At 46.7% G+C, this 12,773-nt stretch carries 9 protein-coding genes; 1 reads left to right on the forward strand and 8 read right to left on the reverse strand.

All coding sequences use genetic code 11. The features are described 5' to 3' along the window. Positions 1–4 precede the first annotated feature (4 nt). Positions 5–826: an inositol monophosphatase gene (locus AXA67_04665; GenBank protein ID KXJ41623.1), complete on the forward strand. Its 822-nt coding sequence runs from the start codon at positions 5–7 to the stop codon at positions 824–826. A gap of 182 nt (positions 827–1,008) precedes the next feature. On the opposite strand, the gene AXA67_04670 is transcribed toward AXA67_04665, so the two are convergent. From AXA67_04670 to AXA67_04705, 8 genes are all read right to left on the reverse strand, one after another. Further along, a complete protein-coding gene (locus AXA67_04670) occupies positions 1,009–1,944 on the reverse strand; it encodes a preprotein translocase subunit SecF (protein ID KXJ41624.1) in 936 nt (311 codons plus the stop codon). Positions 1,945–1,953: 9 nt separating this feature from the next. Continuing rightward, the gene (gene secD / locus AXA67_04675) at positions 1,954–3,804 is read right to left on the reverse strand and encodes a preprotein translocase subunit SecD (GenBank protein ID KXJ41625.1); all 1,851 of its coding nucleotides are present in this window, start codon (positions 3,802–3,804) and stop codon (positions 1,954–1,956) included. A gap of 20 nt (positions 3,805–3,824) precedes the next feature. Beyond that, positions 3,825–4,187: a preprotein translocase subunit YajC gene (locus AXA67_04680; GenBank protein ID KXJ41626.1), complete on the reverse strand. Its 363-nt coding sequence runs from the start codon at positions 4,185–4,187 to the stop codon at positions 3,825–3,827. Positions 4,188–4,232: 45 nt separating this feature from the next. Continuing rightward, positions 4,233–5,348 (reverse strand): tRNA-guanine(34) transglycosylase, encoded by a 1,116-nt coding sequence (tgt, locus tag AXA67_04685; protein ID KXJ41627.1) that lies wholly within the window; start codon positions 5,346–5,348, stop codon positions 4,233–4,235. Between the two features lie 555 nt (positions 5,349–5,903). Then, positions 5,904–8,396 (reverse strand): hypothetical protein, encoded by a 2,493-nt coding sequence (locus tag AXA67_04690; protein KXJ41628.1) that lies wholly within the window; start codon positions 8,394–8,396, stop codon positions 5,904–5,906. A gap of 347 nt (positions 8,397–8,743) precedes the next feature. Further along, positions 8,744–10,807 carry a hypothetical protein gene (locus AXA67_04695; GenBank protein ID KXJ41629.1) on the reverse strand — a complete coding sequence of 688 codons (2,064 nt, stop codon included), beginning with the start codon at positions 10,805–10,807 and terminating at the stop codon, positions 8,744–8,746. 298 nt (positions 10,808–11,105) lie between these two features. Beyond that, on the reverse strand, positions 11,106–12,221 hold the full coding sequence (locus tag AXA67_04700) for a hypothetical protein (protein KXJ41630.1): 1,116 nt from the start codon (positions 12,219–12,221) through the stop codon (positions 11,106–11,108). Continuing rightward, complete coding sequence (locus AXA67_04705; GenBank protein ID KXJ41631.1) at positions 12,218–12,748, reverse strand: hypothetical protein; 531 nt, start codon at positions 12,746–12,748, stop codon at positions 12,218–12,220. Before AXA67_04705 ends, AXA67_04700 begins: the two co-directional genes overlap by 4 nt. Positions 12,749–12,773 lie beyond the last annotated feature (25 nt).

Below are 12,773 nucleotides of genomic sequence, written 5' to 3' on the forward strand. Positions count from 1 at the left end.
CATTATGCATCCCATGTTAAATATGGCCACCCGCGCAGCCAAACGTGCGGGGGACATCATTGTGCGCGCCCTCGATCAGATTGATTACCTGGCAATTGACAGTAAAGGCAAAAATGATTTTGTCAGCGAGGTGGACCGAACCGCTGAACAGGAAATCATACGCATCCTGCATAAAGCCTACCCCCATCATCATTTTCTGGGTGAGGAAGGCGGCCGTCTTGGCAATGCTTCGGAACCCGAGTTTCTGTGGATCATCGATCCTCTCGATGGCACCACTAATTTTCTCCATCGCTTTCCGCAATTTGCGGTTTCCATCGCCCTGCGCTATCAGGGGCAAATAGAACAGGCCGTGGTCTATGACCCACTACGGCAAGAGATGTTCACCGCCACCCGGGGCGCTGGCGCCATGCTGAATAACCGCCGCATCCGGGTATCGAAACAAACCACCATGGAAGGCGCGCTGCTGGGAACAGGATTTCCTTTCAAGCAGCAACAATTCCTCGACAACTATTTGAATATGTTCCGCGCCCTGTTCAAAGATAGCGCCGGAATCCGCCGTGCGGGGGCCGCTGCCTTGGATTTAGCTTATGTGGCCTGCGGCAGAATGGACGGTTTCTGGGAAATTGGTCTTCAGCCTTGGGATATGGCGGCCGGCATCCTGCTCATTCAAGAAGCCGGAGGCATCGTCAGTGATTTTGACGGCAACAATCAATATCTCGAAATTGGCAATATCGTCGCGGGCACACCGAAAATACACGGCATCATTTGCCAGCGGATAGCGCCCTTTGTGACTGATGAATTACGGACGCCGCAGCACACCATGTAAAAATCCCTCCCAAAAGGGGCGAGGCAAGAAGCTTTTGGAAAACGCCATAAACCCTTCCTTGGGGGGCTGGATGACGGCCAATATTTCTTGTCAAAACCAAGTGAGATGCGTTTTAGGTGGGGGTAATGAACCCAGCGGGATGCAGTAGTGTCAACCCGCTGGATTATCTGATATTTATTGCGTTACAGTTGCACATCCACTGCTTCTTTTTCCGGCAACAGCAAATCTTCCCGCTTGACCTTCAATAGCAGCAGGACAGAGCTGGCCACGTAGATGGATGAGTAAGTCCCCACTACCACACCAAGAATCAAGGCAATGGCAAAGTTGCGGATAATTTCACCCCCCAGAAAAGCCAGCGCCAACAGCACCAGCAAAGTAGTCAGGGAAGTGATCAACGTACGGCTCAAGGTCTGGTTAATGGAAATATTGATAATTTCCACCGCATCCCCGCGCCTTATTCGCCGGAAGTTTTCGCGGATGCGGTCATATACCACGATGGTGTCGTTGAGAGAATAACCAATCACCGCCAAGATGGCGGCCAGCACCGTCAAATCAAATTCCAACTGGGTCAAGGCGAAAAAGCCTAAGGTGATGATAACGTCATGAATCAAGGCGGCAATCGCCCCCAGGGCAAAGCGGTATTCAAAGCGCCACGCCACATAAATCAAAATCCCAAACAAGGCAAACAGCATGGCCAATCCACCCTTTTCCGTAAGCTCTTCACCTACTTGAGGCCCCACGAACTCCACTCTCCGAAGTTGCGGACGATTGTCAGGATCGGCCTGCTGCAAGACTTCCAGGATCTTGTTGCTCAATTGAGAAGTGTTAAGGCTAGGATCTGGCGCCAGGCGAATCAGCACTTCCCGGGAAGTACCAAAATGCTGAACCGCCGCGTCCTTGAAATCCCCTTGCTCCAAAAGAGAGCGGATATGGGCAAGATCCACCGGTTTTGGATAACCGACTTCCACCAAAGTGCCGCCGGTAAAGTCCAACCCCAGGCGCAGCCCCTGGAAAATCAAGCCCCCCAAAGAAAGAATTATTAAAAAACCGGACAAAATCAGGGCAAAGTTACGCTTGCCCATAAAATCGAAATTGCGTTGGGAAATATGCTGGGTCATGTTAACTCCTTAAATCGCCAGGCTTTTCAAGCGGCGATTGCCATAAAACCAGTTGATAAGCATGCGGGTCACCAAAATCGCGGTGAACATGGAGGTCATAATGCCGATGGACAACGTGACCGCAAAACCCTTGATGGGTCCAGTGCCTAAACCAAAAAGCACCAATGCGGCAATCAAGGTGGTGATATTGGCATCGAAAATGGTGGCAAAAGCCCGCTCGTAACCCACATAAATACTGGCTTGGGGGCTATTGCCATTGCGCAGTTCTTCTTTTATCCGCTCGAATATTAACACGTTGGCATCCACCGCCATCCCAACCGTCAGCACGATACCCGCAATCCCGGGCAAGGTTAGGGTAGCCTGGAGTAATGACAAAATGGCTAGAAGCAAAATCAGGTTAAAGGTGAGCGCCACGTCCGCCACCAGTCCAAAGACCTTGTAGTACCAAGCCATAAATCCCAATACCAGGACAAAGCCGACGACTACCGACATAAAGCCGCGTTCAATATTGTCTCGGCCCAGGCTGGGACCTACTGTGCGTTCTTCAATGATTTCCACCGGTGCCGCCAAAGCTCCGGCTCTCAACAAGAGCGCTAGATTGCGGGCTTCTTCCGTGCTATCGAGGCCGGTGATTTGGAAACGCTTGCTGAAACGGCCGCGAATGGTAGCGATATTGATGACCTCTTCAACCCGTTTCTTGACCCGCACCTTCTTGCCATCCACCGTTTTTGTTTCCACCCGGTTTTCAATAAACACCACCGCCATGGGCTTGCCGATATTCTCCCGCGTCACCTTGGCCATGCGCTTGGCACCCACTGCATCCAGGGTGATGAAAACCGCTGGCGAGCCGCTTTGCTGATCGAAGCCGGAAGAAGCATCAACAATCTGATCCCCAGTCACAATCACCCGCCGCTTTAACAATACCGGCTTGCCGCTGCGGTCATAATAAAGGCGGGTACCAATGGGCGGATGTCCCTTGAGGGCGGCTTCCACATCGTGCTCGGTATCCACCAACCGGAACTCCAAAGTGGCGGTAGCGCCGAGAATATCCTTGGCGCGCGCAGTATCTTGTACCCCAGGCAATTGAACAACAATCCGGTCTTCCCCTTGTTGTTGAATGACAGGTTCCGCCACCCCCAGCTCATTGACCCGGTTACGCAATGTGGTAAGGTTTTGCTTTAATGCAAAACGCTTGATTTCCTTTTGCTCGGCCTCCGACAACTGGACGACCAGTTCCAGATTGTTTTCATCCGCAGTGATGACCAGTTGCCGAAATTCCTTGCTCAAAACGTTTTGAGCTTTGGCCATGGCACTGGCATCCTTGAACTTGAGGCGGATAGTCTTGCCGTCCTTGTTGACCGCAAGATAACGGATTTTCTGTTCCCGGAGGGTGGTGCGGATATCACTTAAATAACGTTCCACCGCTTGATCAATGGCCGCTTCCATATCCACTTGCAGGAGAAAATGCACACCGCCCCGCAAATCCAGCCCGAGATACATAGGCTCGGCACCAATGGCTTGAAGCCATTTTGGAGTAGCAGGGGCCAAATTCAACGCAACGGTATATTGATCCCCCAAAACATCCCGCAAAATATCGGCGGCTTTCAGTTGGGCGTCGGTGGAATCGAATCGCACCAATAGCTTGCCTTCCTGGATTTCCATCGCTTTTGATTGCAATCCCGCCGCTTGCAAGGCTTTATTGAGGCGTACTTGTAAACTCGCGTCAACTGTGGCCTCCCGCTGCGGAGACACTTGAATTGAGGGATCCTCGCCAAACAGATTGGGCAAGGCATAAAGCGCGCCTAACACCAAAGCGATGATGATGAGCGCATTTTTCCACAGGGGAAAACGGTTCTGCATGACTATCCTTCAGCTTTTTCTTATGACGATTTTTCCGCTTTCGCGATCTTCTTTTTGATTGCCTTAAAGGACCCTTTGGGCAAGATGGTGGCAATGGCGTTTCTTTGCACCTGGATATGTATGCCATCGGCTACTTCCAGGACAACGAAGCTTTCATCCAGATCCACCACCCGGCCGACAATCCCGCCATTGGTGACCACATCGGTCCCCTTGCCGAGAGACTGGACCATTTTCTTGTGTTCTTTGGCGCGTTTTTGTTGCGGCCAGATAAAAAGCAAATAGAAAAAAGCAAAGATAGCCAAAGGCAACAAAAGCCCCACAATGCCAGGCTCTTGTGCGGGCGGCGCGGCTTGGGCCAACGCGTCGGAAATGAAAAACCCCATGAGAGAATCCTTTATAGTTATCGAGTCAGTTAGATAAACTAGAAATTATGCCATAAGCGGCGCTTGTTTGCCCCGTTGAAGATAAAATTGTTGGACAAAATCTTCCAATGCCCCAGCCTCAATTGCTTCCCGAAGCCCACGCATCAGTTGTTGGTAATAATGTAAATTGTGTGTGGTATTGAGACGGGCTCCCAATATTTCTCCGCAACGATCAAGATGATGAAGATAGGCCCGGGAATAATGCCGGCAGGTATAACACTCACATGCTTCATCCAACGGCAGGGTATCTTCCTTGAAGCGACTGTTACGAATTTTGACCACACCTTCGCGGGTAAACAAATGACCATTACGGGCATTGCGGGTAGGCAGTACGCAATCAAACATGTCCACTCCACGGCGCACGCATTCCACAATATCTTCCGGCGTCCCCACTCCCATCAAATAACGGGGTTTGTCTTCGGGCATTTGTGGTAATAACGCATCAAGAATCCGGTAGCGGTCCTCTTTGGGTTCTCCCACTGACAGGCCGCCTATGGCGTAACCATCAAACCCGATAGACACCAAGCCCTGCAAGGATTGTTCGCGCAATGATTCATAGACACCACCTTGAACTATCCCAAACAGAGCGGCTGAATTATCTCCATGGGCAACTTTGCTCCGCTCGGCCCAACGCAACGATAACTTCATGGACAAACGAGCCTGCTCAAACTCTGCTGGATAAGGGGTGCACTCGTCAAAGATCATGACGATATCCGAGCCCAATCCACGCTGAACCGCCATCGATTCCTCCGGCCCCATGAAAATTTCATCCCCATTTATGGGAGAACGAAAGTACACGCCTTCTTCGCGAATCTTTCGGATCTTGCCCAGGCTGAAGACTTGAAAGCCGCCGGAATCGGTCAAAATCGGCCCCAGCCAATGCATGAACGAATGCAACCCCCCATGGGCGCGGATAATTTCCACTCCAGGACGCAACATAAGATGGAAAGTATTTCCCAAAAGGATCTCGGCGCCGCTCTCCCTGACTTCCTCGGTGGTCATCGCCTTAACGGTGCCATAAGTTCCCACCGGCATAAAGGCGGGCGTTTCCACCCTACCCCGGGGAAATTCCAGACGTCCCCGCCGGGCGGATTGATCCGTTCTAAATAACCGGAATTGCATCCGACTCAATACATCACCTTACACCTTGATTTATCAAAAGAAATATCCTGGTTGCCGCGCAAAAATTGTAGATTGTTTGGCTCCTGGTAGCAAAAATCACGTATGTGATGACAAGCAACCTTCCGATAGCCTATGGAAATATCCAAGTTAATTCTAAGTCTTTCAAAACCACCTATTATTCATACTAGCTGCCTGACCTTGAAGCCCCATCTCGCCACCCGCACTCCTCTTCAAATACTTGATTTGCCGCAGGCATATAGTTTCACCAGCGAAACGGAGTACCCCCTGCACTACCAAATACCTTCCCGGTATAGCGCCAGTGGAGAAGTACTTTCTAGTACTTCGTCAACTTAGGATTGATGCGTTGGTGGATTTGACCAGTGGTTAGTTGTAATGCACACGAGCTCAGAACTAACAGGGTCAATCAAGCGAGCGCCACGCAGTGGATGACTGCCTATCCGCTTCATATATCCAATTAATTTAATTCTTTCTGACGGAGTATTAGCTATGTACCTGGCACTTCACACATCATTCAATGGAATAAATCACCGATTTTCACTGGCCCGGCACTTTGCCAAATAGGCTCTTGAATATTGCCAGATCATCAAAACTGACAAAGCCGCTGCCATCAAAATCAGCATCCGCATTGCTGCTGCCAAAAGCCGATTTAAATAGGGCAAGATCAGCAAAGCTGACAAATCCATTGTTGTCCAAATCCGCATCACAGAGATTGCCATAGCCATCATTGTTGCTGTCTCGCTGGTCAGGATTGGAAGTTAAGGGACAGTTATCGGTAGCATCAGGGATTCCATCTCTGTCAGTATCAGCAATCGCATCCGTAAAATCACGCCAATAGAATCCTCCACCAGGAGAACCGATTAAAACCTTGGATGAGTCAGGTTGAATCGCTATTGGAATTACCATAGGCCATTCCAGTCCTTGGTTGACCTGATGCCAACTCATCCCACCATCAATTGTTCGTAAAATACCGCCCGAGGATTGCCTGAAACCGCCAGAAGTATAGGCTGATGAAGAACTGGCATACATAATATCTGAGTTCTGTGGATCAACCGCTACATCTCTGACATAGGCAATATTGGCAAGAATCATCTGGCACGCTTGGCCAAGGTTGTTCAAATCAGAAATGATGCATGAATAGACACCCTGGCTGGTATCATCCTGAAAAACCGCAACAAGCACTTTGTTGGCGTGATTGGCATCGAAACTAATTGCAGAAACACCTCCCCATTCTCCGCGTTCAAAGACACTGCCACTGTTGAAGCCACCAATGTCACCTTTTGTCAAAACAACCTGCCAGGTTCCAATATCGCCCTTATTGGAAACAAACAGCCCATTTTCTCCTCCAGCAAGGATTTTTCCGGTTTGTGGATCAATTGCAGTCGTGCGGCAACCAGAATTGCAATCAAATACCATTCGCCATGTATTGCCATGATTGATGCTGCGGAATACTTTTCCATCAATAGTGACATACAGACGTCGATTATTGACAGGACTGGTGGGGTCAATTGATAACCCATAAACCTCAGCAGTTGGCGCAATACCACTCAAGGCAGCTTGGTTCCATGACTGTCCATAGTCAGTACTGTAATAGGGTGAGACTGGCTCTCCCTGATCTCCAGATGCGAACATCCACACGCGTTCTGGGTGTGCTGGATCAGAAGCCAGCGCAGTCACAACACCCCCATAGGAATGACCATCAATTCCCGGCCATTTGTCAGTATCATGAATACATAATTTCCAGTGCCCACCGCCATCACGGCTGACCAGACATCCAAGATCATTCATCCCAGCATAAATGACTTGACTGTCAGCCTTGTTAATCTCAAGAATAAAAGGGGTAATGTTATCAATGCCGGTTGATTGCCAACCTGCTTGCTCGTTACCGTGAGTCGTCAGGTTTTCAACAGTTAATGTATTGTCCGCATTATCAGTCACGCTAAAAACAAACTGGTTTGTAACCCAATAAAGTTCGTTGCTGTCTGACAAGTTAAAACCAAGCGTGTTCGCTCGGCTAGCCGACCCCGGATTCAAAATCGAATGAATTTTTGACCAACCCAACTGCCAGTTTTCAGCTGTACCCGCCCATTGCTCAACATTGCCTAACTCCTCTACCAGCCAGCCACTATCAAAGTCAGGTGTTTGGCTGGCATGTTGAATACGCCATGCAGCCTGTCGGGGCAGGTCATGATACCAGCTCGTATAGATATTAAAGACACGCAGTTGAGTTGGGTCGGCGTTATCCTGCTGAGGCCATAACAACAGATGAGGGTTCTTACCTGTTGGAAACATAGTGCTATCAAATACTTCGTGCCAGACGTTAGTAACCACATTCGTGGAAAATTTGATACCCGCGGTACCAAAAGACGAATTTTTATATGCGAGAAAGGCATAATGAGGCGCTACCGGATGAAAAACAAAATCTGTCGGCTCGCTCTCATTACCAATTGCTTGCCAGGAAAAACCGCCATCCCTCGTCAAATAAATAGCAGGCTGCGGGATGTCAATAAACCGCGTTGATGTTGAAAGTACTGCGACTAGATCTGGGTTTTGTGGATGAATGATAATTTTTGTACCAACAATTTCAGTATTCGCAGGAATATTACTGGAATCTTGAGGACGAGAAACAACGTTGAAAGTTAATCCGCCATCATTGCTTCTCATGATTACAGGAACGAGCGAACCATTTTCATCAAATACGCTGTCGTAGGCTGGCGTAACCGAGGCATAGACAATATCCGGATCACTGGGTGAAATCGCAATGTAGTGAAATACCCGCTGATCACCGCCGATGATCAGACTAAAATGTCTTCCTCCGTCAGTACTTCGATAAATGCCTCCATCAGTTGCCAGAAATAGTATATCTGGATTATCTGGATGAAAGGCCGCGCTAATAACATGGGTTGAATACATGCCGCTTGCGGCCCCTATGATCTGCCATTGTTGATCGGAGGATCGCTTGATATAGGCGCCACCAAGGTCTGTTGTGACGATAATGGTGCCGGTTGGCCCAGCAGTCGCGTAATTCATGGCGCCTCCACCACCAATATTTGTGCGCTGCCATATTGAATCTTGTGCGGGGAGATCGCGTACAAAAGAAAAACAAACAACGAAACAGAAAATAATAAAAGTGAAATTCAATGACTTCATAATAAAAGTATTTTTAGAACTTGTTACAGAATCATTACCTGAATCAGCAACCCATAATTATTATTTTCATAAGACATGTTACCAACAATTACAAGACATTAAAAGCTATATCTTTTTCGGGCGTTGTTGCACGACCCCCCGATGAATGCTTACCAAGCGTGGTAGGGAATCTATGCAACAACGCAATCACGGATTCAATAAATTATCAATCTGAGCTTTTTAATAAATTAATTATTATTATCAATCCAATCATCAAGGTGAACTTTCAAATCCTTAACTATTTCTGGATTTTGGCCAGACAAGTCTGTTTTTAATGCCGGGTCAGAATAAACATCATATAAGGAATAGATTTCACCACTTTTCAAGGGGAAATAGACCAACTCCCATTTACCATGTCTGACCATTTTCGCTTTTGCTTGTATAAGCACTTCTTTATATTTATTCTTAATTGAAAGGGTACCGGTATCATGATTTTTTACCTCAAGTAACTCCAAGACAGACGGATAAGAAATTCTATCCTCGGGCAGTCCAGGAACTTTGGCTATCCAAATACCAGTTTCAGCATAAGCATATCTATCAACTCTAGAACTAGGATCTAAGACCAAATCCAAAAGAGAATCGCCTTCCCAATTAGTTGGTGATGAAATTCCAGCTAATTGCAGGATCGTAGGGGCTAAATCTATAGAACGGATTGTAGAATTTACATTTGTTCGTTTGATAATTTTAGGAAATCTAATGATTAGAGGTATACGGTACCCATAATCAGACAATATATTTCCCTGGCCCCATGTTGCCCCTTCAAAAAGATCAACTCCATGATCCGAGTAAATAATAAATATAGTATCATCGGCAATACCTATCTTGTTTATATAATCAAATATTTTAGCAACTTCATCATCAAAGCTTCTAACCGCACCATTATATAAGCTAAATATTTGCTTCACATCAAAATGTTGTTTCCCTGCTTCCTGCGCCTTTACAATTTCTTCTGGAGAAGAAACCCCTGACATAGCAAAAAAGGAGCGCCCTCGATAATTTGGATCCGCATACATTCGGTAATATGGCCAATTAGAACCAAACGGCCCATGAGTTGCAGCCATGAATATATTCAAGAAAAACGGTTTATCCTGCTTAGCAAGATTACCAATCAACAACCTTGAATCATGGCCTATTTCAGATGTCAAGGGAACGCCAGCCAGATAATACAATTCAGGAATAAAAAATTTTCCAAAATTGTTATTAGTAAATAAACTTAGAAACAACCTCAAGTCTTTAGGCCCTTGCCGAAGGAGATACTTAAGATTCCACTGATCTTCGGGCAATTTCTTTATATCGAAGCCAAAATCATATTTTGACAAATCCCCTGCAGCCCAATCTCCTACAGCAGCTGTTATATATCCATGCTCCTTTAAAAGTTTTGGCAAAGTTGGAACAGATATTTCCTTTTCGTCATCCCCGATAAAATTAAATCTTATCCCATGGGTTTTAGGCCATGTTGATGTAAGAAAAGACGTAATACTTGGCGCAGTCCTTGCGATGGGGACAATACAATTTCCAAAATTAACCCCCTGCGTTGCAATTGTATCAATGGTTGGCGTTAGATCTTGATCATTACCATTTACCCCAAGACGATCCGCCCTAAGAGTATCAGACCCAATCATAATTATATTAGGATATTTATTGCTTTTATTCGCTAGTTTTTTTATATCGGGTTCTGATTGCCATTGCGCCAAAACAAACACCAAAGGATACAAGGACAAAAACCCAAGCAACACCAATCCAATTTTGTATTTTTTATATTTTATATTAAGCAGCGAGTATAGAATTATGGGACCAGAAAATAGCAGCACTACGACAGCATACAAAACATACAACCTCACAGGAGATAGTAGCTCCCAAATTGGTATCAATCTTAATATATCGTAATTAAATGAAGAGACAACCGTGCTTGGACTGTAAAACAGTTTTTCTAGAAAAACTGTTGACGTTATGGAAAATATTGAAAAAACGCAAAACAATATATTTATTATTAAATTATATCGGAATTTAAAAATCTTAATTAACGACAAATAACATATGCTCCCCAATAAAGCCATTAGAGACATAATTATGGAAGAATAAAATGCAAGCCTCGATAAAGCATATAGAGCATAGCCCCCAAACTGCTGAACTATCTCCTTATTCACGCTAGGCCCGCTATATAACTGGTCATTTGCTGACTTTACAGTCAATAACAATGAAAGAATAACAGAAACTGCTATCGGTGTAACAATATATTTTGATAGCCTCATTATTACCCTTATCTCCTTTTAAACACAAAAAATTCTTTCTTAAACATTATCAATTATAATTCTGCAGGCAACCTGAAAATATAAACCTTTACAAGTTTCCAATTGATAAATCACGCTTCTCTTTGAATAGTAATGGCAATAGGCGCAGGCTTGCGGTTTACCTTTAGAATGTTTCAAGCCAGCCACAGCACTCATCTTTATAAACAATTATAGCCTCATTTTATTATCATTCCGCTGTCAGTCTCTCAGGCTTTGGCGTCTTAGCACTCAATTCAGTTCCAAAACCCAAATATCCTTATCATTCATTTTGGTTTTGAACTTTAGTCATATGACCTTTTTCACAATTTTGAAGACATACTGCATGTGTTAGCGGCGTAGCCAGTGAAATGCCAAATTCTTGGGAAGTTTTTAGAAATCTTTCGTTTAGGGATTGGCGGATACCGATTAGTCGTTCCGGATTTTTAGTGTAGTAATACACTACCCATTCCAAAGCATGGTCGCCGGTTTCGTTGAGGCCGATTTCCAGGGGGAATTGCACTTCGATGCCTTCCATTTTCTCCTCAACTATTTTTTGCCAGGCGACTTCCAGCATTTCCCGTACTTTGGCGGGTGGGGTGTCGTAGCCGATTTTAAAAGTAAGTTTTTCCCGCAGTCCTCTTGCGGAGGCGAATTTGGAGAGATTGCGAATAACGTGATCGCGCAAGGCGGCATTGCGGATAATGACCCGGTGGTTGGCGACGATGTCGAGAATTTCGGTATGGAACATTTTGGTCTTGAAAACCACGCCAAACAGTTGATCGGCCCCGTTAACCCGGACCACGTCGCCTTCTTCAAGAATATTGCTGTTGAGCATGATGAGCCCGCTGAATAAATCCGGCGCCCAGGTTGCCTGTGTCAAGGCCAATAGCACGCCGATAAATCCCAGCACACCGCCCGCTTCCAGCAGGGACTCAAACCCCAGCATTCGAACCAGCGTGATTAAGGTGACAACAAACACGAAGATTTGCGCCACCAAGGTCAAAAGCCGGGATTGATAGGTTTCCACCCAGCGCCATTCTCCCCGGATTTGCTTGCGCTTGCCGTACCGGCGCAGTATCCATATACCCAACAGATGCGCCACCAGATAAGCCAAATACAATAACACCAGGATTCCCAACAGCGTTCGGGTCCAGTGCCCTTCCCCGCCGCCGGAAAATAGGTGCCAGTACACAAAACCCAAAACGATGGCCAAATTCAGTGACTGAAAAACATGCACCCGAAGCCGCAGCAGATTCTCGTTCACGTCATGGGTGGAAGCCAGCTTGACCAAAGGACGGGCGAACAGCAGCAGCAATAGGTTGACGGTAATCACGACCCAAGTCAGAACATCCACCTGAGCGAGGAGCTCCAGGAATTTCTGCCACGCCTGCATCATGATTGGTCATCCCCCTCCATTGGAATCAAGGGTTGCCGGCAACCCTTGCAGAAATACTGTTGCTGACCGGATTGAATACGGCGGTGGCGGATAATGGTCAATTCGTGCTCCCGGCATGCGCAACGGTAACGGAAGCGCCGCAAACGCCGGACCTGGGATTGAGAGGTATCATAATCGTGGCAGCGATCCGGCGGAAGCTCAAACAACGCCATGACTTGTTGCCATTCTTTACCGTGGGGTTGGATTTTTTTGCCGTATTGCAAATAAGCCACTGCATGGGCCAGTTCGTGCCCCACCGCCACTTGGACAAAGTGATCGAAATTCTGTGCCATCAATATCGGATTAAAACGCAAAATAATTTGCTTGCCTAGTGCCTGCATTTGACCGGCCGCCTTGCCTTTGAGGTCGAAGCGCACCTCAATAGCTGGCAACGCCTTCCATTGGTAATGTTGGGCCGCGACTGCCAATAATTCACCCAAGCGGTGATAAATCTTCGCCACTTGCCGCGGCGATGCTGGAAACGTCATTTCCATTCCTGCACTTAAGATTGAA

The sequence above is a fragment of the Methylothermaceae bacteria B42 genome (genome assembly GCA_001566965.1).
GTDB lineage: Bacteria > Pseudomonadota > Gammaproteobacteria > Methylococcales > Methylothermaceae > Methylohalobius.

Bases quoted from the DNA above. Each gene is read 5' to 3' on its own strand.
- AXA67_04700 (KXJ41630.1), bottom strand. From the start codon at position 12,221: ATGATGCAGGCGTGGCAGAAATTCCTGGAGCTCCTCGCTCAGGTGGAT.
- AXA67_04690 (KXJ41628.1), bottom strand. From the start codon at position 8,396: ATGAATTACGCGACTGCTGGGCCAACCGGCACCATTATCGTCACAACA.
- tgt (KXJ41627.1), bottom strand. From the start codon at position 5,348: ATGCAATTCCGGTTATTTAGAACGGATCAATCCGCCCGGCGGGGACGT.
- secD (KXJ41625.1), bottom strand. From the start codon at position 3,804: ATGCAGAACCGTTTTCCCCTGTGGAAAAATGCGCTCATCATCATCGCT.
- AXA67_04680 (KXJ41626.1), bottom strand. From the start codon at position 4,187: ATGGGGTTTTTCATTTCCGACGCGTTGGCCCAAGCCGCGCCGCCCGCA.
- AXA67_04695 (KXJ41629.1), bottom strand. From the start codon at position 10,807: ATGAGGCTATCAAAATATATTGTTACACCGATAGCAGTTTCTGTTATT.
- AXA67_04670 (KXJ41624.1), bottom strand. From the start codon at position 1,944: ATGACCCAGCATATTTCCCAACGCAATTTCGATTTTATGGGCAAGCGT.
- AXA67_04665 (KXJ41623.1), top strand. From the start codon at position 5: ATGCATCCCATGTTAAATATGGCCACCCGCGCAGCCAAACGTGCGGGG.
- AXA67_04705 (KXJ41631.1), bottom strand. From the start codon at position 12,748: ATGACGTTTCCAGCATCGCCGCGGCAAGTGGCGAAGATTTATCACCGC.